This is a genomic window from Flavobacterium sp. (assembly GCF_040379285.1).
In the GTDB taxonomy this organism is placed as follows: domain Bacteria; phylum Bacteroidota; class Bacteroidia; order Flavobacteriales; family Flavobacteriaceae; genus Flavobacterium.
The window spans coordinates 1-23,676 of record NZ_JBEILJ010000013.1; the positions used below are offsets into that span (position 1 = coordinate 1).

Below are 23,676 nucleotides of genomic sequence, written 5' to 3' on the forward strand. Positions count from 1 at the left end.
GAATGGTGTTTATGGATAAAAATGAAGGAGCGTTAAAGGCTAATACCGGAGGAATCGCTCGCAAAATGAAAAAAGTGTTGCGTAAACAAGCTGCATTTCCTTTACCCAACGGTGAACTAATTACGTTGAGTGAAGCCTTTGAAGTTTGGAATTCGGGATGTATTGGGGTTTCCAACCAACATCTCCCGCTTTTGTATCGCGCCGAAGCCTTTATGGATGCGTTGTATGCGACCTACCCGTTGTTTAGTATGGAACAGATTGCCGTTTCGGAAGCGCTGCAACATGAACCCCTAGCGGAAAGTAAAAATTGGGTACACCATTATTGGTACTTTAAAGAATTCAGACCCGTAATTCATGCGTTTTTGGCACATTATCCCGTTTGGGAAGATCGATTGGAAAAGGCTCCGCAGTGGGATCCACGGCAACTTTCGTCAGGCAAGCGTCGGTACAAACAACTCGGATTTTGGGGTCGAACCTACCAAAAAATTCGCTTGGGCTACCGATGGAAAAATCCAGAGTTCCGTCCGTAAAAAACAAACAAACTGCTATCTTTGTCATTCAATTTTTAGACATGTCAACACTACAACAAACCATAGAAAAAGCGTGGGAAAACCGCGAATTATTGAAAGAAGAAACCACACAACAGGCTATCCGCGAAGTGATTAACCTTTTGGATGCAGGAACACTTCGGGTCGCCCAACCCATCGAAGGCGGTTGGCAAGTAAACGAATGGGTGAAGAAAGCCGTCGTGATGTACTTCCCCATTCAAAAAATGGAAACCTTTGAAGTGGGAATTTTCGAATACCACGACAAAATGCCTTTAAAACGAGGATATGCCGAGAAAGGAATTCGCGTGGTACCCCATGCCTTAGCGCGTCACGGGGCCTATATTTCCAAAGGGGTAATTTTAATGCCGAGTTATGTCAACATCGGTGCCTATGTCGATGAAGGTACGATGGTCGATACCTGGGCCACCGTGGGAAGTTGTGCACAAATCGGGAAAGACGTCCACCTAAGTGGTGGTGTGGGTATTGGTGGCGTTTTGGAACCCTTGCAAGCGGCCCCCGTAATTATTGAAGATGGTGCGTTCATTGGTTCGCGTTGCATTGTGGTTGAAGGCGTGCGGGTAGAAAAAGAAGCCGTTTTAGGAGCCAATGTTTGCTTGACCGCCTCAACGAAAATCATCGATGTGACAGGAAGCGAACCCGTTGAATACAAAGGCGTAGTTCCTGCCCGCTCGGTGGTTATCCCAGGAAGTTATTCCAGAGAATTTGGCGCTGGAAGTTACCAAGTGCCTTGTGCACTCATCATCGGTAAGCGCAAACCCTCGACCGACCTCAAAACGTCGTTGAATGATGCGTTACGCGAGTATGATGTAGCGGTGTAAGTGGGTTTCAGGTTTAAGGTTTAAAGTTTCAGGTTTTTACCAAAATTTCTCAGAAGCTCAGAATCTCAGAGTCTCAGAGTCTCAGCAGCTATAGAAAAGTTTCAGGTTTAAGGTTTAAAGTTTCAGGTTAGAACCGTTTAAAAAAGAAATTTGCTCTTTTGAAGAACCATTTAACATTTAAAATTCAAAATTTAAAATAACCTCAATGATTCGCTCCCTTTCGCCCCAGGAAATCCTTTTTTGTTTTGCGTTAGAATCCGAAGCGGCGGATGTCTTTGACGGTCATAATGTTTTGTTTACAGGCATCGGGAAAGTGCAAGCGGCGTATGCCTTGACCAAAGCCTTGGCGATACAACGTCCCAAACTGATCATTAATCTGGGAACGGTGGGCAGTACCCATTTCCCGAAAGGAACCGTGGTGCATTGTACCCAATTTGTACAACGTGATATGGATGTGCGTGGGTTGGGTTTTAAATTATACGAAACACCGTTGTCGGGGCTTCCCGTGGTGTTGGAGTATGGCGAATCCTTTGCGGGACTCCCTCATGCGGTGTGTGGCACGGGGGATAGTTTTGAAATGGAACACGCCGAATCCTTGTATACTGTAGTCGATATGGAATCCTATGCCCTCGCCTACATCGCCCAACAAGAAAAAATTCCGTTTCTATGCCTTAAATACATCTCCGACGGCGCCGATGACAACGCCGCTTCCGACTGGTCCGAACAGGTGAACAAAGCCGCGGAAGCGTATGGGAGGCTATTGTTGGGGTGAATAAGCTACTGATCCCGATCCTTCGGGGCTGAGCTCCTGAGCAATCCACGTATTGTAAAGACAGTTGTGATCGAACACCTTCCAACGTCTAACGACTAAAGTCTAATGTCTGCCCACTGCGACTGAGACTGAGACTGCGAACTACGAACTTTGCGTAAACTTTGCTTCTTTGCGGTGAAAAAGAAGAAAGACGCAAGAAGCAAGAGAAAAGAAATAGGTGTACCCAATACACTTTTTAAACCTATTCCACTTTTAAACTTCAATTTGAAAATGTGATATTTTGAAGATTTGAAAATGAGCGTTCTTTCGCAGCTAATGTTACACTATTAAACCCATTCCATTTTTATACCACATACGATCTGACTCGTCTTTAAATAACTATATCGAGGTTATTTGACATGTACATCAATACAAATGATCAAAAACATTGACTTGTACTAGCAAAACTTCTGGGGGAAAATATTTTATTTCTAGAGGAAAAACATCCTCATTAATAAGGAAAAACATCCTCATTAATAAGGAAAAACACCCTTATTAATAGGGAAAAATACTTTGAAAAAAGGGGAAAAACCCTAAGGTTTTTATCAAAATTTTGTTGGAATATTGTGTTAGGTTTTTGTGTTATAGTAATTGATTTGCAATTTATTAGCCTTCACTTCTATTTCCAATCACGTTCCCAACACCCTCAATTTCTACAAGCTACTAAGTGTTTTATGGTTTAGAATTTAAACTCTAAACTTAAATAACTATGATTACAACACCAATTATTGAACAAATTCTAACGGGGGGATTACTTGGATTTTTAGGCCAAGGTATTCGCATGACCATAGGTTTAAAAAAAGTCGCCGATAGTCAACGTAATCCCAATGTTGAAAGTCAGTCTCAAGACTCTAATCGAATGGTTGTTAGTTTACTTATTGGTTTTATTGCAGGAGCGTTGTTTGTTCTTTTGAATGAAATGGACATTAGTGATAAGAAAAATATTCTAATGGTTATCGTTGTGGGGTATTCTGGAACTGACTTTATTGAGGGACTTTTTTCAACGTATTTACAAAAGATTACTCCCTTGGCTCCGCCTTCAGTAACTCCTACAACCCCCAATGCATCAAGTTCATCACTGCATAATCCTACTGTCACTCCAATAGTTGCTCAAGATCGGGATGAAGATGATGACGTTAACCAATAATACTCTGCATTATGTTTCCAATAACTGAACGTTTTATTACGGGGCATAACCGACCCCATCGTCCGTTGGTAGCTTTGAAAGCGATTATCATTCATTGGACAGCCAACACCAACAGAGGCGCCAATGCTTTAGCCAACCGCAATTATTTTAATGCTAAGCATTATGACTCGAAGGGCAATTTGATTTATGCTTCGGCGCATTATATTGTTGATTCTACTTCTATTGTTCAATGTCTCCCTGATCTTGAAGTTGGATATCATGTGGGTGCCAAAGCCCATCGTTACACTGAAACAGCTCACCGAATAATGGGGACTTCTTCTAGCCCAAATAATGTGAGTATTGGTATTGAAATGTGCGTAAACAGCGACGGAAACTTCGACATTACCCGTGCGCAAACTATTGAACTCACCCGTATGTTAGCCAAAAAATACAAAATTACCCGAGAGAATGTCTTAAGACACTATGACATTACCCGAAAAGATTGTCCGCGCATGATGCTCGACGACACCATTTGGAACACCTTCCTCGAGGAAGTATTTGCCGAAGCCCCCGTCAACAATCGTTACCGCGTGAATGTATCTCAACTCAACGTGCGAGCCGGTGCCGGTACTCAATTTGCCATTCAACGAAAACTAACTATGGGCGATATAGTAACTGTAGAAAACAAAGTAGGCATTTGGTATCAAATTGGCCCGGAAGAGTTTGTACATTCGGATTATTTAGTGAAATTCTAAGACACTTAAATTAAAATATATGTCCATTCTTATACGGTGCATAAATAAAATCTCGGTAGCCGAAAAGAGGAACTAGAGTAGGCAAAATATAAAAATTTAGAAATTATGAATCTAAGAGCATTTTACAGAAAGTACGGTGTTGAGTTAATACCAGCAGCGACAGAAAACTTAACATTAGGTAAATGTGTATGGGACGGCGGTTGGCTTGATTCTCCCTCTTTTACTCACCCCTCCATGCCCGATTACATTTACAATACTTTCGTACAAAAAAACATAATTACTATAGACCAATGCGAAGCAATTTTGAATGAGATGAGAAGTTTGCCAAAAATAGAGGCAGAATTTGCGCAATATGATAGAGAATTTGAAATTGAAGATGTTTTATCATTAAAAATAGCCAACCAGATTGGTTTAGATGCCAATTTTGACTTAAAAAAAGTTAGTTCTTTCACAATTACTGATTCATTAGGTATATCAATGCCTAACAGAGATCGATTAATTATAGATAAAATGTTAGATCAAATTAAAGAGAATCATTGGAGTGAATACAGAAGTGGATTAAGACGTGCTTACATGATAACAGAGTTGTTTTATGGGAAATTAGAAATTACAATAGATACTGATATAGAAGCTAATTTTGAATTAGCATTACCCAAAGAACAATTAGATACATCAAATAAATTTAAAATGGGAAGAAGCATTTCTTATTCTTTTCAAAGTTCCAAAGTCCCTTTTGCCATGAGAATAGAACGAATAAAACATTTTAATACCTAAAACATTGAATAAAAATAAATAAAATCCCATGCCCGCCATCCATTCACCGCCATTAGCTAAAATCCCTATACGTTCTTATACATCTTGTAATCCACTTTGTGAAATATACAGACCGACTTTCTATATTTAGGCTTGATTGTGCCCAGTGTATTCACAAGATGTTATAAGAAAATAGTAATAAAACCCAAAAGGAAAAAAATTAAATAATTTATGAAACCCAGTTAATACATGCTATTTGGCAATTTGTTTGACGATAGAAGAATTACTACCTATTACCTATTGCGTTTTTCCCAAAATGTGCTGGCAAAACTGAAAAAAACAACAAAGGCTATATGTACAACCTGCACATCTCACCATTACAAACGACAATCGATCCGTCTAGAAAAGAAATAGGCAAAGTCGATACTAGCCACAATGATCAAGTAAGTAAAACCCAAAAAGTAGATGAATTCATCAAACAGTTTACCACTTTTGTGAAAGACCATTATGTGAATATTGCCGCAGCTTTGAGCAATGAAAAAGCAACGGCATTCAAAGAATACTATCCCAAAGGTAAATCAAAATATACTAAAGCAACCAAAACCAAAATGACAACCGTAGAGGACCGATTCTAAGTGGTGAGCGAAAAGTACAGCACCAAGTTTGATCCGATCTTAACCGATCAATTGCGTACTTTTTAAATACAACTAGGATGCAGGGCGCTAAAGTCAGCTCCTACAAAATTGGCGGTAAAAACCAACCGCTCCGATAGAACCGTTGCCCGCCGAAATGTGGAAAATAGATTAAAAAACATATACAGGGATGCCGAAAACTGGGAAAGTAGGTAGGAATTAAAATATAGTGATCATGAAAGTAGATGAATTTATAACCATATACAAGCTTTTAACAGAACAGAGTTTCTACACTTTACCATTTTGTATTTTATCAATAGCTGGATTTCTTTATTACTTGTCTGGATTTCTTTCAAAAGGTCTAATGAATATAACTAAGAAAAGTATTTTGATTTACATTATTTTGTTAATGTTATCACTTATAGTTATAATACTTAGAAGAGATTATGAGGAGAGTTTAAGAAAGGATGCTTTAAAGATTAAACAGTACTTTATTCTTTATGGAGGAGATTATGAGGCCGTTGATATCAATAATATAAAAAATACTTTTGATGACATTTCATATGAAAGAATTGACGATATAGTAAATAAATTTCCAAATGATTTTACTTACACTCAAACTCAAAAAAATAAAGAAACACAAAAATTACTTGTATTGAATGATACAACAATCACGAATTCATTAAAAAAACGTTTAGAAAACTTAGTTTATTTAAAACTTAAAAGTACAATAGATACAAATCACTTTATAAGTTTTGATTCATTACGAAAAACAGATGCTAGAATTACGAATAGACTTATTGAAACTGTAACCTCACAACATCCCGATGAATTTATTGTTCAAAGAGATATTTATAAACCAAATGAACTTTCATGGGTAATTATAAAGAGGATAAAATAAAATTATTTGTAGTAAACATAAAATAAGTTACTCCATTTTATAAAGCCTCTCACTACTTTTAGAGTAATAAAAACAATAAGCTCACTCTCCATGCTATTAAAAGCATGACAACAAATTCCAGTAATAGTAGTAATTTGGTACAAATTGGGTTGATTTTGAGGAAGATGGAATAATAATAAAGAATAAAAAAATACATAAATAAAGGTTTATTTATTAATTGGTTGCAAGCTTAAAATGACACCGATAAAGATTTAATTATGACAAAAATTGAAAGAGGTTCAGAGTGGAGAAAATGGGATTTGCATATACATACACCAGCTTCATTTTATTGGAATGGAACAAAAAAATATAAAGAACTTGGTGTTGAAGAAAAAGATATTGAAATAAAAACTTTTATAGAAACAGTAAATAAAAGTGATGTATCTGTTTTTTGTTTAATGGATTATTGGACATTTGATTTTTATTTTGATTTAAAAGATTATCTTAACAAACATCCTAATGAATTAAAAAAAACTGTATTTCCAGGAATGGAATTGAGGGTTGAAAGTCCAACTAGTTATCGTTTGAATATACATTTTATATTATCAAATGAATTAACAAAACAGCAATTATTAGATTTCAAATCTGAATTAATTATAAGATCTATAGGAAGAAAACTTTCAGATGATGCTTTAATACAATTTGCAAGAACTCTTGATGCTAGTAAAGCAAAAATACATTCATTTAGTGATCCTAAAGATTTGGATGAATCCCAACTTTTGCTTTTGGGGTCTCAAACAGCAGAAATAACAAAAGAATCTCTAGAGGCTGCTTTTGAACAAATACCTCAAGGAAGTGGATTTATCATTTTACCCTATGATACTAGTGATGGATTGTCAAGACTTGATTGGAAAAAGCATCCACATGCTGATAATTATTTTATGCAGAGTACTCATATTTTTGAATCTAGGGATAAGTGTAATATAGATTTATTTAACGGTATTATGACTGATGAAAATGAAAGTTATTTCGAAAATTTTTATAAAACATTGGGGGAGGTACCTAAACCTTGCATATCTGGTAGTGATGCACACAAATATTCTGATTATGGAAAGTATCCATCTGATAAAATAACTTGGATAAAAGCAGACCCAACATTTGAAGGGTTAAAACAAATCATCTATGAACCAACGGAAAGAGTTCGTATTCAAAAAGAACAACCAGAAGCTGAAAAATTAGACAACTTGATGATTGAAGAAGTAAGTTTTGAATCATCAAACAAAAAATTCACTCCTGAGCCTATTAAATTAAATAAAAATCTAAATGTTATAATTGGTGGAAAATCTTCTGGTAAATCAATTTTGCTTTACAAAATGGCTAGAACATTATATGCCAATACGAATGATGAGGTTTTAAAATATATAGATAGTGAAGATGGAAAAACTAAAGATTTATATGATTTATCAAGTAATGATTCTGCTTTCAATTTTAAAGTAAAATTGTTTTCAGGTAGTAGCCAATCATTAAAAGATAGAATTGTATACTCTAGCATATTACCAAGTATAAAATATATTCCTCAAAATCATTTATCTAATCTTGTAGATAAAAGCAGAAAGAATGGGGCAACACTTAAAGAACTCATTCGAAATTTAATTCTTGAAGAACCTCTTTACAAAAAGAAATATGATGAATTTGTAGAAACTGTTAAAAAAAATGATGAACAAAGAAATAGAGATATTGATTATTACTTTCAACTTAAAGAAGAAATTGTAAAAAAAGAAAATGAACTTTCTAGTAGAGGTGATACAAAATCATTACAGGAAGGAATTGAATCAAATAAAAAGAAAATTGCTTCATTAAGCAAATCCTTTTCTCCAGAGGATTTAAAAAAATATAATGAGCTTGTTGCTCAAAAAAATCTAGCTAATGTTGATGAAAATAATCTAAATATAGATTATGAAAAAATCAAAAACTTCAATTCGGATTTAAAAAGAATATTAAATGAGCAATTGATTAGAAAACGAATTGTTGTAGAATCTATAAATACTGATAGTATTAAAGAACAATTTGAACAAAAATATAAATTCATTGAAAAAACACTTGAAGAGATAAATTCTATTGAAAAAGATTTGTTGAAAAATGGACAAGGCGAATTTATCACAGATAGCAAATTCAAAAAGGAAGTAAATCGTGTTACAAGTAAAAAACAACAACTGGATAGTGAACTAAAGCCTTACATTGAAAAACAAGAGAATAGTAAACAAATTGAAGCCATCCAAAAAAGTATTTCTGATGATGAAACTAAATTAAGTGAAATCAAGCAATTTCAAAATGAAGTTTTAACTAAAAGGAAATCTTTAAACGAACAAAAAAATAAAATTTTTAATGATTTTGAAATCAATTTTCGTCAATATAGTAAAATAATCGATGAACTAAAGCCTAGAATTTCGTCTATAAAAGGTGATGATGATAAAGTAGAAATCTTTGGTTCTGTAAAATATAATTTCAAAAAATTTAGAGGACTTATTCAAAGCATTAGTGATGGAAGAAGTTTTAATAACAATGACTTCAAATATATATATGATGAGAAAAAAAATGGATTATCTGCATTTGAATACAGTAAAGTTAAAGAAGATTTAATGAAACTCTTTGAAAAAATTGAAGGTAAAAAATACGTATTATTAAGTTCAATTAATTCTACAGAGGCTTGCAAAAAGATAATGACTGATTTGTTTTTTGATCATTGGGATGTTAAATCAGACAATGATGATATTCACAAAATGTCAACAGGAAAAGCAAGCTTCATTTTACTCAAATTAATTATAAAACTCAGTAAAGAAAAAGGTCCAATATTAATTGACCAACCAGAGGATAATCTAGACAACCGTTCAGTATCAAAAGAACTTGTTAGGTATTTGAAGTCAAAAAAAGTTGATAGACAAATTATTCTTGTCACTCATAATCCAAATATAGTTGTAAATGCAGATGCTGAGAATATTATAGTAGCTAATCAAAAGGGACAAAATGATGTTGAAAGTAACAGTCCTTACACTTTTGATTATATCAATGGTTCACTTGAAAATAGTTTTCCAATAAATACTTCTGAAAAAGATTTATTAAAAAGTATGGGTATTCGCGAACATATTGCAGAAATCGTAGAAGGAGGAAAAGAAGCTTTCAAAAAAAGAGAGGTGAAATATGGGTTTCAATAATAAACTTGACCGCATGGATTTGCATATTAACAAAGTGAATTGACGAAGTATTCCGTGACTTAGACTGCAAAATCTAACAAATTCATAAAAAGAAAAGTAACAACAACAAAACCACTTCTACGAAGTACTATTACAAAGCCAATGAAAATTAAAAATCACCTAAAAAGACTACTAAAACCGACCATTCACCCCATAGAAAAAGGAGTGTTTTTAAAAACGCATCTTATTTTTTTTGGTATTGGTTTTGCCCTGTTTCTTTTTTTTCATAGTGTTCCATTAGAATTTTATAGCTTCAAAGAAATTGCCATAGAAGACATCGATTTTTCTGATCTTTATTATCAAAATCAAGATACACTTTCCAAAAGTGACTCAGCCAAAACAAGCAACATCATTATAATCAACTCAGGTTCGCTCAAAAACGAAGAAGGATACGGCAGAAGAAGAGAGATGATCCAGCTTATTCGTGCACTAACCGATTCAAGCTATTGCCAACCCAAAAAAATTGGTGTCGATTTAGAATATGATGTAGAGAGAGATACGAAAACCGATAAGGAACTTGAAAATTTATTTATCGAAAAACAGTGTGTTGTAGCCGAGTCGAAGCAAAACAAAACTATTTTCAAAAAATTACAAACCTACAATGTCAATTTTCCTGATGAAGAAAATAAGACGGTGAGAATGTATTACAACTACAATAGAATACACGGAGACACCATAAAAAACACGTTTGCCAATGGTTGCTTGGATAGAGATTATGATACGATAAAGGAAGAAGAATTTCATTTAAAGTACTATTGCAAAGGGAAAGGGTTTTATAACGTATTTGATAAAAACGAAGAGGAAAAGGTCTTTGCATTTCCAGCAATCGAAGCCGATACCATACTGAAAGGGATGTCAAAAGAAGATAGGATAAAGTTCTTTCATAATAAAATAGTACTGATTGGACATTTGGGCGAAGGAATCGAAAAGATGAACAATGTTGATGACATGACCGATAAGCATCAATCGCCTACAGGGTTGGAATTTATTTTTAAAGAAAAAATAATGCCCGGTGTAGTGATTCATGCCAATGCAATAAAGCAGTTACAATTGGGCGAAAAGATGCACTGTATTAATGGTTTCAAATATTTTGTATTGCTGTACTTTATTACAGGGTACTTTTTCCTTATTTTTATTTTGATTGAAAATTTAAAAAATGTGTATGTACAAATAGTTGTAGAGATAACAGTGATGATAGCCAGTATCATTTTTATCAATTACCTTTCCATTAAGCTAATGGGATTGTCGTATCACCTCAATACCGTTTATATTGGAATTGCAATGATTTTCCTTATAGAATTAAAGTCCTTTTTTGTGGAGTCCTATCATGAAAAAGCCAAACACAAAAGACAACAACAAAAACATATAAATAATGAATAAGAATTACTTTACATGCTACTTTTTTCTGCTGTTGACAATCACCAGTTTTGCTCAGGAAATTTCAATTGTTGTATACAAAGGAAAGGTTTCATTTGACAGAGAAAATTATTTATTACCTAAATCCAGGTATGTAATAAGTCCGACTAAATCGGTTCATTACGAAACGGGTTCTGAATTTGTTATCTTCTCAAAACAAAAAATGTATAAAAAAGTAAGTATTGATGGAGCCACAATTAATTACAAACAAATACTCGACAACCTTAAAGTCAATGCCCCATCTTCTTTCTATCGATTAATGTTGACCTATCACGAAATAGGAAAAGTAAATACAGATGCGAAAGGATCAGCAATTGGGGCAGCTAAAGGATTAAATGACAAGAAAGACAAAGAACAGTTGGATAAAGAAGAAATAATAAAGCCTATCGATTCTGCAAAAACAGGCTCAAATTCAATAGTTCTCGATTGGAAATTAAAAAACAGTATTTTAAACGGTCGTCTTTATGTTATACATGAGCCAACAAGAGATACGTTAATCAATGAACCAGCAACTCATATTGGGAAGAAGGAAGTAAATCTAGATAAAACAGGACCCTACCAATGGTTTATTTATTCAAAATCGGACAAGAAAAAAAGAATAAATCAAACATTGATTAAACTCGATGCATTAGAAATAAATAAAATGCAACAGGATTTTGCAACCTTTAAAGAAGCCTTATCCCAATTTAACGCAGAATTACAGGCAATACTTATTGAAGAATACAAGATAAAAAATGGAATTATTGAGTAACGAAAAAAATAGCAAACATGAAAAAAACAAGTACATTTCTTTTTTTACTTATGGTTCAAATTGCAACTTGTCAGGTAAAAGATTTACCTATTCCTTTCACCAAGAAAGGCTATATTCAAGCAATAGACTATGATTCCAAAATGATTTTGGTCAACTTTTTTACAACCGATAAAAACTTAGGTGATGAAGAGGTTTTACGAAGCGAAGTTTTTTCGGTTGATAATTGTCAATTTAACTATGAAAAGGGCAATAAGAAAAGTAACTTAACCCTACAAGATTTTAGAAGTAGCGATGAGATTCTTGTGGAAGGAAAATGGTTTCAAGAAGAAGATAAAAAGGTTATAGAAAAAATAACCCTTTCATCAAAGTATGCCGATAAAGAAATAAATGGTAGAATCGATTTAATCAGAGGTGAATTTGCTTATGTTGATGGAAACAAAATAAAATTAGCCGTTGGAAAAAAAATTAAGGGAGATAAAAATTCAGGATATAAAGACTATGTATTTAATAGTGTTAATGAAATTAAGGAAGGTGATTATGCAAAAATAGAAGGGAAATATGACGATGAGGGATTTTACAGCGCCACCACTTTTATAATAAGCCCCAATGTAGAGACCTCATTTGATAAAGCCGCATTAAAAGCTGACAAAAAAAATTATGACCTACTCTATTCCGATTGGATAGATCCCATAAAACGCAATACACTTTTTGGAAAACAAATAGAAGGTTTAGGTGCAATTACGGATAATGAAGAAATACAAGATTATGTAAATCGAATTGGACAAAAATTAATTCCTGAACATATAAAAGGGAAAAAAATTAATTTCATTTTTATTGTGGTAGATAATCCAGATGTATTAGCTTATGTGAGTCCAAATGGTTTGGCTTATGTGTGTACGGGTTTACTTTTTAATTTAGAAAATGAAGCCCAATTAGCAACAGTTTTGGCACACGAAATTGCACATGCTATTTATGAACATCAAGCAGGTGAATACAGCAAAATAGAAAAAAAAGAGAAAAAGGCCAGTTTTTTGAAATCAGCCTATGATAAAGTAGCTACAGCCGCCAATACAGCGCTAGATATAAAAGACGGAGTTAAAGATGCAAAAAAATCCGATTCCAAGTCATCAAAGCAAATAAAAGAAGAGCAAGAGGCAGAACTCGAGAGAAAAAAACAACGAGATGAAAATCAGAAATTAATTTCAGAGGGAATAAAAACGACAACAACTTTATATCACGATATGAAGCTATCGCAATATTCTATTGAGCAAGAGTATCAGGCGGATAGAGTTGGCCTTTCTCTGGCAGTTTTAGCTGGATATGACCCTAGAGAAGCACCTGTGGTATGGAAAAACATCTATGAACTTTACGGCGAAATATCAGATGAAAGTTCTAAGAAAGCAATTACAGAACAGCAAATCGCAGCCATTCGGAAAGAGGATATTGAAAATCCAAATAAAACGTATACAACAGGTGGCTTAACACGACAAGCAGTTACAGGTTTAATGACTATAAAGCAAATTGATTACAAGGCAAAAAGTACCAAAACGCATCCCGACGAAATTAAACGCTATCAAGCTCTAAACAAATTAGTTGCTCTTTATTGGAACAATGCTAAACTAATTGAAGATGCCGTAAATAATGAAGAGGAGTATAAAAAAATGATTAGAAAACTGACGAAACCAAAACCTTCAGCAAGTACTAAAGAGAAAACACAAACTGCACCCAAAACAAGTAAAAAGAAAAAAAGATAAATAATCTAACCCATGAGTGCAAAATACAAATTAGCCGCTAGCTTTCGCCAATTGGCTCATTATGCGCTCTAAATATTTTGTTTTGTGCTGTTCAAAGTCAGAGGTATTTGGACAGCCAGTTGAAAACCATAGAAGTAGAATAACACACTGAAACTTCTACTCTCTGCGACTTTACGACTTACGACTTACGACTAAACACTGCGACTGAGACTGCGACTGAAAACTACTTTTTCAACTTTCGCTTCAACCACTTCTTCTTATTAACCTTGCGCTTGAAGTCTTGGGACGTTTGCCACAGCACCGGCCATAGTTCACTTTCAGGTGTGCCACTCAAACGCGCATACGTCGCCGCTATAGTTCGCAACATCGTTTTTGATAGCCACATTTTCTTAAAATTGTCCATACGTTGCGCCATCGAAAGGGTACGAAACTGCATCCGATTTAAATCTATAAGATAAAAATCGTATTGCCCATTGCCCAAGTCCTTGATTAGGGTATTTCCTGGCGAATGGTCCAAAAAATGAATGCGCGCCTCATGCATGCGAAAAGTAAACGCTGTAAATTGTTCCAAAATCGCCACCCGATTGGGAAACAACGGATCGTGTATGAGTTCGCGTATCGTAAAATCATAATCGATATGTCGACAGAAATAATAACTGTTGGTCAACATTCCCCACCCGTTGCGCTCCTCAATGTATCCGATGGGAAAAGGAGTCAAAATACCGTGTTGCTGTAAATACCGCGCATATTCAAACGACCGTTTGGCCTTGCTAGAACGAAACCATGAATAAATAATGGACTTCAAAAACCCGGGCGTTTTAAAAAATTTAATGCTCACCGTTTCATCGGCTAACCTATTGGTCTTAATCGAATTGCGCGCACCTTTCACAATTAACGTACCCGATTGCTCAAAATGAGCTGCCAAGTCTTCCAAAGCAGTTTGTTGGTGGGCGTAATCGGGATGCAATATCGTTGGCACAGGCAAGTTTTAATTTGGGTAAATGTATTAAAAAATTGTACTTTGCACCAAGATTTTATGGTATGCAAAAAATTCTTATCATCCAAAACAAACGAATTGGCGATGTCTTGATCGCCTCAGTCATTGCCAACAACTTCAAACGGAAGTATCCCGATAGCGAGGTGCATTTTATGGCGTACGACTTTACAACAGGCGTTTTGGAACACAATCCCAACATCGATAAAATCATTCCCATTCGCGAAAAAGAACTCAAGAAATGGCGCAACCTACTTCAATTCATCCGTTGGGTTCGAAAGCAAAAATACGACATCATCTTTGATCCGTATTCCAAAACGCAAAGCCGTTTAATTTGTAAATTTTCGGGGGCCAAAATGACTGTCGGACATAAATCGCGAAAGAAATTCGGGAACTGGAACTACTATACCCACCCTTCCGAAGCGCTGCAATCTTCAAATAAGTTCTGTGGCAAAGCCATCGAAGATCGGGTGCATTTGATTGAATATGCGGGCGACTTCACGCCGATTGATTATGCGCCCAAATTGTTTCTTTCCGAGGCCGAAAAACAAGAAGATTGGCTGGGCAAATACAAGGACAAAAAAGTAATTGTGATGGGCGTATTGGGCAGTACACCGCAAAAGTCCATGCCCTACGACTATGTCGCACAAGTCTGTGATTTTATCGCGTCCCAATTTGATGTGTACTTGCTCTTTAACTATTCGCCCCATCAAAAGGCAGAGGCGATGAAAATTTACGAGCTTTGCCACCATAAAGACCGTATCATTTTGGATATCTATGCGCCCTCGATACGCGACTTTATCAAACTCATGGCGCAGTGTGACGGATTGGTGGCCAACGAAGGCGGTACCGTGCATATCGCCAAAGCGCTGGACAAACCCACGTTTACCATCTTTTCGCCTTATGTCAACAAAGAACATTGGGCAAGTTTTGAAGACGGCATGCTACACACTTCGGTGCATTTGCGCGAAGAGAAACCCGAATTGTACACGGCCTTCACCTATGAAGAGCGCAAAAAAATTGAAGCCGACCCGACTGCAATGTACCGCGAACTCCATCCGGACTTGTATCTAGCGCGTTTACAAGCTTTCTTGGCGCGGCATGTAGGGTAGATATCAATCGACTAGTTTCAAAATCAATGTAGTAAGCTAGCGTGCTAAACTTTAAATTCCGTTGAAATAAAAATTGTACGGATATATTTTTTATTTTTGTACGTACAATAATAGGTGTTATGGATACTAAATTAACATTGAAGCTAAATCAAGAGATTATTGAGAAAGCGAAAATTTATGCTGCTCAAAAAAATGTTAGTTTATCAAGAATCATAGAAAACTACTTATGCGCACTGACAAACGACGCTAAGAATGATAATTCAATAGAAATCTCTCCCTATGTAAAAAGTTTGAGTTCGGGTAAAAAAATGCCTACTGACTTGGATTATAAAAAAGAATATTCCGATTATCTAATGCATAAATACAAATGATGCAGCGGGTTTATTTAGATACTAATGTAATCCTTGATTTGCTTGGTGAAAGAGAACCTTTTTATCATGATATGGCTCAAATTGCCACATTAGCGGATCAAAAAAAACTTCAAATCGTTGTCTCTCCCATTTCATTTGCTACAGTCAACTATTTTCTTTCAAAGTTTGAAGGAAGTTCTGTCGCAAAGGATAAGTTGAGAAAATTTAAAGTGCTTTGTGAAATCGCAACGATTCATGAAACCATAATTGAAAAAGGACTCAACGCCAACTTTGATGATTTTGAAGACGCTTTACAATATTTTTGCGCTGTTGATGCTGCATGTACAGTCATCATAACCCGAAATGCAAAAGATTTCAAACACGCCTTACTTCCCGTAATGTCTGCAGACGAATTTATAAATAGTATCGCTTAAGTACTACTTCACAAAAAGGGTTACAGGAAGAGACAAAAAATGGTATTCTTTACACGAACTTTGCGAAGGAAAATCATGAACTTAGAATTTCTAAAATTGAATACTGTATTTATTTTTTTATACCAAACGGCGTCCATTTGATTTTTTGCTGTTTGACTTCTTTGCGAATGGCCAAGTTGGCGGCCAACGACTCAGGGGTTTTGTATCCCCGCGGATGGTCCAAATGCAATACGACGGCTTTGTGACGAATTTGCTTCCCTTTAATGCCATTGTTTTCCAAACGCTCTCCAAACTCACGATCGGGTCCACCATACTTCATGCGTTCATCATACCCGTTGATGGCAATCATATCACTGCGAAAACCAGAGGAATTACAATTGTTAAACGAAGGCGTCGTGGGAGAAATAAGATCCAAAAGCCAGGCCGACCAGGTTTGCGCACTCAATTTTAAGGTATTGGAAAATCCTAAGCGATCAATAGATTTCAACCAACCCACTTCAAAACAACGCTGCGAAACAATATCGTCGGGAGCAATATGCTTGCTTGTCTTCATCGGAAGTTTGCAATACCCGCCAGAGAGAAAACGACCTTGCTCGGCTTCAAGAGCATGTATTTCGACAAAATCTTTCCGCGGAATACAATCGCCATCGGTCATAATGATATACTCATGAGCCGCTTCTATGATGGCCACATTCAAAATCTCTTGACGGCGGTACCCTAAATCTTCATGCCATAAATGACGAACGGGTACGGGATAGTTTGCAGCATACCGATCAATAAGCGCCTTGGTCTCGGGACGCGAACCGTCATCGGCTACAATCAATTCAAAATCGGTATAGGTTTGCACCGAATATCCAATTAATACTTTCTCCAACCATTCTTCAGCATTATACGTACTCACAATCACCGAGATTTTCAAATTTTTATCGCGTGCGGCTGCCATAAGTAAAGTGGTATTTTTAACTGATTTTTGTTGTAATCCTGGCCATTCCCGATAATAACGATGCGCGGGATAGCGTTCGTCCCAAGTCCCTGACTCCAATAAAGCAAGGCAATCCGTCTTCCAAAGGGAAGTATTCGAAAAGTTGAAAGGCAACTCAGGAAGGCAATAATCCAAGAGTGCGGCCCAACTTCCAGGTTCTATCGCACGAAAGGCTTTAAGTCCTTTAACAGTGGCGTGTTGGGCTAAAAAAGTAGTGCTAAAATAATGTCCCGATTCAATTCCCTCCAAAGTCAACGTATCAAAAACCGCATCTTGAATAAAAAAACGAGCCCCCGTTAAATAATAGCCCTCTTCCCGATGTTTCACATGTTCCTCCACAAAATCTTCCCGCGGAACCGCATGCGCATCGGCAAAGATGACATAATCGGTGAGCGATTGGGTTAAATGCGAGGACAAGCGTGCGGGAGGACAAAAATAAAGGGGGAAAAAACATGCCGAATGAACAACCTCCAGCGGTTTTTCCTGAAGAAGAACCACCTCAAAGTTACGGTAGTTTTGCGTGGTATAGCCCCACAAAACCCTTTGTATGGTGGGTAAATCGGTTCCATTTGTTAAAACAACGGTAACATTCTTTTGCATGGATGCAAAGGTAACCTAATTTTACTAAATTTGTTTTTCAATTTTCAAGAATGCACACCCTCTCGGTTATCATCCCCACCTTTAATGAAATTTCGTATTTGGAAGACGCCGTGGCCTCCGTACGTTTTGCGCAACAAATCATTGTGATTGATTCGTACAGCACAGACGGTACCGCAGAACTCGCCAAACGATTGGGATGTGAAGTAATGCAGCGAAAATTTGATCATTTTTCAGCCCAAAAAAATGCGGCTATTGCATTAGCCAAAGGCGATTGGATTTTATTTATCGACGCTGATGAACGGGTAACGCCCAAATTGAAATTGGAAATTCTGAACACCTTAAAAAATCCGAAACACCAAGGCTATAAATTGCGTTTTCCCCACTATTTTATGAATCGCTTTTTATACCACAAAGTTGATCGCGTGACCCGTTTAGTGAAAAATGACGGCGTACATTTCACGGGAGAAGTTCATGAAAAACTCCACGTCAACGGAAGTATCGGGCAATTGGAGGCGTTCATGATTCATTACACCTACAAAGGGTTGTTTCATACGTTGAGTAAAAAGAACTCCTATGCCTGGTTTCAAGCCGATATGGCCCGTCAAAAAGGAAAAAAAGTAACCCTTTTACATTTGTTTTTCAAACCCTTGTACCGTTTTTTCTCGGCTTATATTTTGAAAAAAGGATTTATGGATGGACTCCCCGGATTGGCACTAGCGAGTGTCAATGCGTATGGTGTATTTTCACGGTACGTTAAAATGATGCTCCTCGAACGAAAAATGGAGTAACTACGCCTACAATCTTCTAAGAATCCTCTGATAATTTACCACAACCGTAGGCGTCCCCATCGAAGTTTCCATCGAAAACGCAGCAAATGATCCTCGCCCTTAATATCAATGCGTGGAATAATGTAGGGATTCGACCATGGAAAACGACTTACCGTATTTCCAATGCGAAAGCCAAACGCAATACCATTTTCTTGTAGTTGGGTAAAAAAGTGAGACTGCACGGGTTGTTGACGCGGAAAGTTCCCATAAGGATAGGCCAAAGCCGGAAAGATAGAAAGCTGCTCGACTGCCATAACCTGCTGCGCTTGGTCAAAATCCTGTTGTAGGGCTTCCGAAGTAAGGGTGGCCAAACGCGGGTGAGCAAACGAATGATGCGCCAACTCAATCACATTGGGGTCCAAAGCACGCAGTTGCTCGGCAGTCATAATCGGATGGGCAGCAGCGCCCGAAGTGGCATTCCACGCATCGGTTTTACCCAAATAGGCAAAAGGCACAAAAAAAACTGCTTTGAATCCGTATTTAATCAACAGTGGCACCGCAAATTCCCACTGACTTACCGTAACATCGTCAAAAGTGAGCACAACACTGCGCTTGGGCAAGACCGTTTGAACCGATAATTCGGAAAGAAAAAACGACTGATAACCCTTTGACCGCAAATACATTAGCTGTTCCTCAAAACGAGAAGCCGCCAAAGTAAGTCCTTTACTCGCTTCCTCTTGGGCACAAAAATTATGGTACATCAATACGGGAAGTCGTGTCACTGCCGTAAATTTTAAAAATTGGAATGGAGTAAAAATACTATATTTGTTGCTTTGATTGCAAATCTATGGCCGAAAATACCGCTGTACCAAAAATCACCGCATTGGCGATCTCCTACAACGAAGCGCTCAATGTGGAGCGGTATATCGAACGATTGAAGTTTGCCGATGAAATCATTTTTGTCGATTCAGAAAGTACCGACAATACGCAAACCCTCGCGGCCCAGATGGGAGCCAAAGTGATCACACGTCCATTTACCAATTTCTCCGAACAACGGAATTTTGCCATTGCGCAAGCCACCCACGACTGGATTCTTTTCTTTGACTTGGATGAAATTATCACCCCTGAACTGGAGGAAGAAATCAAAGCGACCGTCAAAAATCCAGGCGACAAAAATGCTTTCTTTGTCAAGCGAACCTTTCATTTTATGGGGAAACGCATCCGTTTTGGAGGATGGCAAAATGACAAAGCAATACGTCTTTTCAACAAAAATCACGGAACGTACAACGGCAATTTGGTGCACGAAGAAGTCAAAGCCGATGGCAAAGTGGGCATACTTAAAAACCGTTTAAACCATTACAGCTACAAAAGTTTTGACAACTACAACGATAAACTAAACTTGTACAGCAAGTTGCAAGCCTTAAACCTGTACCAAAAGAAAGTGCGTCCCAACGTATACCACTTTTTTATTCGTCCCCTGTACCGCTTTATGTGGCAATATTTTTTCCGCTTAGGGGTACTCGATGGGAAAGAAGGCTTTATTCTGGCTTACGTCCACTCCTTTTCCGTTTTCAAACGGTATTTACAGTTGTGGATGATGTACCGAAAAATTGACTAACATGCGGTTACTTCAAATCACAGCGTCCAACGTATGGCGCGGTCATGAACAGCAGATTGTGTACTATTACGATGCCTTTGCCGCCAAAGGGATGCACCAAGTCTTACTATGCACACCCGATACCCGATTGCACGAAATTGCGCAGGAAAAAAACTATCGCGTCCATACCCTACCCTTCCATTCGGAATACGACCGAAAATGGATGAAAAAAATCAATCAAATCGTTCGTGAAGAAAAAATCGACCTGATTCTCATTCACAACAGTACTGCCCACACGCTTTGTGTGCTTTCGTCATTACTATACGGGTGGAAAACGCCAATGGTATTTTTCCGTACTTTAATTAAAAGAGTCGATACCAACTTTTTTCGCAAATGGAAATACAACTACAGCGGATTGAAGAAAATCGTTTGTGTCTCGCAAGCCGTCATCGATGTTTTAGCGCCTGCTATCAAAGATAAAAGCCGCCTTTCCATTGTGGGAAGTGCCACCGATTTGGAAGAATTTCACCGCACCCAACCCACAGGATGGTTACGAAAGGAATTGGGATTGACCGACGATACTGTCATCATTGGAAACATTGCCGCTTTTGTAGGGTTTAAAGACCACATCACTTTGGTGCACGCCGCTGCCGAGATCGTCAAAAAAATCCCTGAAGTCGTCTTTGTTTTGGCGGGAAAAGGCGAACTTGAAGAAAATATTAAAGCACTGGTAGCCGAGAAAGAATTAACCTCACATTTTGTATTTCTCGGGTTTCGAAAAGATATACCCGAACTCTTTCCTGAGTTTGACCTTTTTCTTTTTACGTCCAAACTCGAACCCACAGGCGGTGTCTTACTGGAAGCCTATGCTAGTCATGTGCCGATAGTAGCGACCCGAGCAGGAGGAATTCCTGAAGTGGTGGTCGAGGGAGAAACGGGCTTGCTTTGTGAGAAAGAAAATCCGATTGACTTTGCAGAAAAAACGGTACAACTGCTCCAAGATAAAGCGTTGCAACAACGATTGGTGGCCAACGGGTATCAGCATTTACTGACCCATTTTACCAAAGAAGTCATTGCAGAGGCGATGTATAAGGAATTGGAACTTGTTTATCGCGCCTCACTATGAAAATCACGATCATCAGTTTTGACTATTTTGACTTCGATAAAAACATCATGGAAGCGCTGCAAAAAAAAGGCATCGAAGCGCATCACATCGATATTTCAAAGTTTAAATACCGTTACAAATCGTTTGGGGAAAAAGTCAAGAATTTTTTCTCAAAGTTGCTTTTGGGCACCAATGTCAAACGGGTACACATGGAAGCCTTCGTGCTACGGGAACTGGAACAATGGGGCAGGCAAGATCAAATTTTGGTCATTCGTCCCGACCGTATTAGTAGGAAAACCCATGAAAAAATAAAAGGTTTTACCCAAAAATACATTGCATATTTGTACGATAGCACCAACCGTTTTCCGGTCGACCATCTGTTGAAAGGCTTGTACGACACGATTTACACGTTTGACATAGACGATGCCGACAAATACGGGTTTCAATTTATAAGCAATTACATTTACCTCGATAAAAAACCGTTGGTTCCTGCTAGCGAACTTCCTACGGATATCTTTATGATTGCCTCCATTGATGAGCGCTTACCCCTGTGGAATCAAGTATCGGCTTATTGCCGTGAAAAGGGAATTCAATCGGATTTTATTTGTGTGGGCAAAAAAAAACCTGTCGAGTTGGATGTAGGTATAGTCTATTCAAAAAAAAATTTATTTTTAGAAGCCATAGAAAACCGAATGTTCCAATCGAAAGCATTTTTGGATTTGATTCGTACCGATCAAAACGGATTGAGTTTCCGAATTTTTGAAGCCATGGCGTACCAACGGAAGATCATAACTTCGAATGCTTCGGTGAGGCGTTATCCGTTTTACAATCCCAACAATATATTGGTGTTAAACGAATCAACGATAACGGAGATTAAGGTCTTTATGGAACGGCCGTTCGAACCATTAACGGAAGAAATGTACCACCACTACACGGTTTCCAATTGGGTGGATATGGTGTTTGAACTTTAACGTACCGTCTTGACGATATTATCCGTTAAGACTTTACGCGAGAACGGTTGTAAAGTAGGCTCAGATTGCTCGCGGATAGCTTCCCATAATGTAACGTCGGTATAGGCTGCAATGATTTTTTCTGCAAATTCCGACGGGCTGTCAGCAATCATCGCATCAGCTACTTTTCCAAAATCAAAACCCTCCGCACCTATAGGTGTCGTAACAAGCGGGAGTCCGAATTCAAGACTCTGTCCTATTTTTCCTTTGATTCCCGCGCCATAACGCAACGGCGCAATGAATAAACGGTGGGTACAAAACGCTTCCGACAAATCGTTGACATAGCCGAGAATTTCGAAACGCTTATCGTGTAGGGCCAACACTTCTGGTTTGGGATTGCTCCCTATTACGGTCACTTTTACTTCGGGCAAACGTTCCCACACCAACGGCATAATGTGTTTGCGCAAATACTGTACGGCATCAATATTGGGCACATGCTCAAAACTCCCCACAAACAACAAATCCCGACGGTCGGTAAACGACAATTGTCCGGTAGTGTCCGTAATGAAATCATGGATATTGCCCACTACTGTCATTTTTTGGGTTTGGGCGTAATACGGCATCAGATTTTGTTTATCTAAAGAAGAAATCACTAAAATCGTATCTGCAGCTTCGCAATTGGCTTGTTCAATTTTCAAAAAACGTTCGGCTTCTGCCAATAATTTGGAATCATTGGACTTCAATTCGGCTTCCCGTTTCATGCGCAAATAGTGAAAATCTACCATGTCGTACAAGGCTTTTGCATTGGGATTCAACGAACGAACCAGAGCAATGTACTTCGCAAACACCAACGGGCGATGCAACCAAACTGCGGAAACCTGTGGCACAATGCGTTCCATGAATCCTTCCCGAGTCACCAAATTGCCTTCGGCTTCAATACTAGGAAAATAGACTTGAACACCTTTATTTTGGTAGTATGCGCAATAACTTGTATCGTATTTGTATTCTTTTTTGTCGGCCATCAAATAGACTTGAATGCCTTGTTCTAAGAGAATATCAATGATTAAATTCAATCGTCTCGAACCTGAATCTTTGTCGTATTCTGGCAATTTATCATCTACAATCAAGACGGAAGCCTCTTTTTGTACATCGGGCAATACCACTGAGAATGCTGTTTTCGACTGCTTGAGTTTTCCTTTTAATTGTTGGTTTTTGAAATAAATTTTGAGTGATTGAAACATCGTTGTATTCGAATTATGGGCCAAAAGT

The 23,676-nt window shown here is 37.5% G+C and carries 23 protein-coding genes; 19 read left to right on the forward strand and 4 right to left on the reverse strand.

Annotated elements, in window-relative coordinates:
* The 12 genes from ABWO12_RS04375 to ABWO12_RS04430 form a co-directional block, all read left to right on the forward strand.
* Positions 1–530, forward strand: a 530-nt coding sequence (locus ABWO12_RS04375) for a hypothetical protein (protein ID WP_353087554.1), incomplete at its 5' end; no start/stop codon positions are given.
* A 41-nt stretch (positions 531–571) separates the two neighbouring features.
* Positions 572–1,387, forward strand: a complete 816-nt coding sequence (locus tag ABWO12_RS04380) for a 2,3,4,5-tetrahydropyridine-2,6-dicarboxylate N-succinyltransferase (RefSeq protein WP_353087556.1) — start codon at positions 572–574, stop codon at positions 1,385–1,387.
* Positions 1,388–1,592: 205 nt separating this feature from the next.
* Entirely contained in the window at positions 1,593–2,159 is a 567-nt protein-coding gene (locus ABWO12_RS04385; RefSeq protein WP_353087558.1) for a 5'-methylthioadenosine/S-adenosylhomocysteine nucleosidase family protein, read from the forward strand.
* Positions 2,160–2,907: 748 nt separating this feature from the next.
* Complete coding sequence (locus tag ABWO12_RS04390; RefSeq protein WP_353087560.1) at positions 2,908–3,345, forward strand: hypothetical protein; 438 nt, start codon at positions 2,908–2,910, stop codon at positions 3,343–3,345.
* An 11-nt stretch (positions 3,346–3,356) separates the two neighbouring features.
* Positions 3,357–4,079, forward strand: coding sequence for an N-acetylmuramoyl-L-alanine amidase (locus tag ABWO12_RS04395; RefSeq protein ID WP_353087562.1), 723 nt, complete (start codon positions 3,357–3,359; stop codon positions 4,077–4,079).
* A 105-nt stretch (positions 4,080–4,184) separates the two neighbouring features.
* The gene (locus ABWO12_RS04400; RefSeq protein WP_353087564.1) at positions 4,185–4,853 is read left to right on the forward strand and encodes a hypothetical protein; all 669 of its coding nucleotides are present in this window, start codon (positions 4,185–4,187) and stop codon (positions 4,851–4,853) included.
* A 332-nt stretch (positions 4,854–5,185) separates the two neighbouring features.
* Positions 5,186–5,467 carry a hypothetical protein gene (locus tag ABWO12_RS04405; RefSeq protein ID WP_353087566.1) on the forward strand — a complete coding sequence of 94 codons (282 nt, stop codon included), beginning with the start codon at positions 5,186–5,188 and terminating at the stop codon, positions 5,465–5,467.
* A gap of 232 nt (positions 5,468–5,699) precedes the next feature.
* A complete protein-coding gene (locus ABWO12_RS04410) occupies positions 5,700–6,365 on the forward strand; it encodes a hypothetical protein (protein WP_353087567.1) in 666 nt (221 codons plus the stop codon).
* A 257-nt stretch (positions 6,366–6,622) separates the two neighbouring features.
* Entirely contained in the window at positions 6,623–9,556 is a 2,934-nt protein-coding gene (locus ABWO12_RS04415; protein ID WP_353087569.1) for a TrlF family AAA-like ATPase, read from the forward strand.
* 141 nt (positions 9,557–9,697) lie between these two features.
* A complete protein-coding gene (locus ABWO12_RS04420; protein ID WP_353087571.1) occupies positions 9,698–10,975 on the forward strand; it encodes a CHASE2 domain-containing protein in 1,278 nt (425 codons plus the stop codon).
* Positions 10,968–11,762 carry a hypothetical protein gene (locus ABWO12_RS04425; protein ID WP_353087573.1) on the forward strand — a complete coding sequence of 265 codons (795 nt, stop codon included), beginning with the start codon at positions 10,968–10,970 and terminating at the stop codon, positions 11,760–11,762. The genes ABWO12_RS04420 and ABWO12_RS04425 overlap by 8 nt, the downstream gene beginning before the upstream one ends.
* A gap of 17 nt (positions 11,763–11,779) precedes the next feature.
* Positions 11,780–13,516, forward strand: coding sequence for a M48 family metalloprotease (locus ABWO12_RS04430; protein WP_353087575.1), 1,737 nt, complete (start codon positions 11,780–11,782; stop codon positions 13,514–13,516).
* 223 nt (positions 13,517–13,739) lie between these two features.
* Here ABWO12_RS04430 and ABWO12_RS04435 read toward each other — a convergent pair whose 3' ends face one another.
* Positions 13,740–14,495 carry a lipopolysaccharide kinase InaA family protein gene (locus ABWO12_RS04435; RefSeq protein ID WP_353087576.1) on the reverse strand — a complete coding sequence of 252 codons (756 nt, stop codon included), beginning with the start codon at positions 14,493–14,495 and terminating at the stop codon, positions 13,740–13,742.
* Between the two features lie 62 nt (positions 14,496–14,557).
* Here ABWO12_RS04435 and ABWO12_RS04440 point away from each other — a divergent pair, with 62 nt between their 5' ends.
* The 3 genes from ABWO12_RS04440 (at position 14,558) to ABWO12_RS04450 (ending at position 16,406) form a co-directional block, all read left to right on the forward strand.
* Entirely contained in the window at positions 14,558–15,622 is a 1,065-nt protein-coding gene (locus tag ABWO12_RS04440; RefSeq protein ID WP_353087578.1) for a glycosyltransferase family 9 protein, read from the forward strand.
* Positions 15,623–15,741: 119 nt separating this feature from the next.
* Positions 15,742–15,993, forward strand: coding sequence for a DUF6364 family protein (locus ABWO12_RS04445; RefSeq protein WP_353087580.1), 252 nt, complete (start codon positions 15,742–15,744; stop codon positions 15,991–15,993).
* Positions 15,990–16,406: a type II toxin-antitoxin system VapC family toxin gene (locus ABWO12_RS04450; protein WP_353087581.1), complete on the forward strand. Its 417-nt coding sequence runs from the start codon at positions 15,990–15,992 to the stop codon at positions 16,404–16,406. The genes ABWO12_RS04445 and ABWO12_RS04450 overlap by 4 nt, the downstream gene beginning before the upstream one ends.
* Before the next feature lie 109 nt (positions 16,407–16,515).
* Here the strand turns inward: ABWO12_RS04450 and ABWO12_RS04455 are convergent, their stop codons facing one another.
* Positions 16,516–17,988, reverse strand: coding sequence for a glycosyltransferase (locus ABWO12_RS04455; protein WP_353087583.1), 1,473 nt, complete (start codon positions 17,986–17,988; stop codon positions 16,516–16,518).
* Between the two features lie 50 nt (positions 17,989–18,038).
* On the opposite strand from ABWO12_RS04455, the gene ABWO12_RS04460 reads away from it, so the two are divergent.
* A complete protein-coding gene (locus ABWO12_RS04460) occupies positions 18,039–18,776 on the forward strand; it encodes a glycosyltransferase family 2 protein (RefSeq protein ID WP_353087585.1) in 738 nt (245 codons plus the stop codon).
* A 35-nt stretch (positions 18,777–18,811) separates the two neighbouring features.
* Here ABWO12_RS04460 and ABWO12_RS04465 read toward each other — a convergent pair whose 3' ends face one another.
* Positions 18,812–19,537, reverse strand: coding sequence for a polysaccharide deacetylase family protein (locus ABWO12_RS04465; protein ID WP_353087587.1), 726 nt, complete (start codon positions 19,535–19,537; stop codon positions 18,812–18,814).
* A gap of 65 nt (positions 19,538–19,602) precedes the next feature.
* On the opposite strand from ABWO12_RS04465, the gene ABWO12_RS04470 reads away from it, so the two are divergent.
* From ABWO12_RS04470 to ABWO12_RS04480, 3 genes are read left to right on the forward strand one after another with little or no spacing between them, the layout of a single operon-like run.
* Positions 19,603–20,373 carry a glycosyltransferase family 2 protein gene (locus ABWO12_RS04470; protein WP_353087589.1) on the forward strand — a complete coding sequence of 257 codons (771 nt, stop codon included), beginning with the start codon at positions 19,603–19,605 and terminating at the stop codon, positions 20,371–20,373.
* Position 20,374: 1 nt separating this feature from the next.
* Positions 20,375–21,478, forward strand: coding sequence for a glycosyltransferase family 4 protein (locus ABWO12_RS04475; protein ID WP_353087590.1), 1,104 nt, complete (start codon positions 20,375–20,377; stop codon positions 21,476–21,478).
* Positions 21,475–22,428 (forward strand): WaaS/CpsH family glycosyltransferase, encoded by a 954-nt coding sequence (locus ABWO12_RS04480; protein WP_353087591.1) that lies wholly within the window; start codon positions 21,475–21,477, stop codon positions 22,426–22,428. Before ABWO12_RS04475 ends, ABWO12_RS04480 begins: the two co-directional genes overlap by 4 nt.
* Here the strand turns inward: ABWO12_RS04480 and ABWO12_RS04485 are convergent.
* Entirely contained in the window at positions 22,425–23,648 is a 1,224-nt protein-coding gene (locus tag ABWO12_RS04485) for a glycosyltransferase (RefSeq protein WP_353087592.1), read from the reverse strand. The two genes, ABWO12_RS04480 and ABWO12_RS04485, sit on opposite strands and share 4 nt — an antisense overlap.
* Positions 23,649–23,676 lie beyond the last annotated feature (28 nt).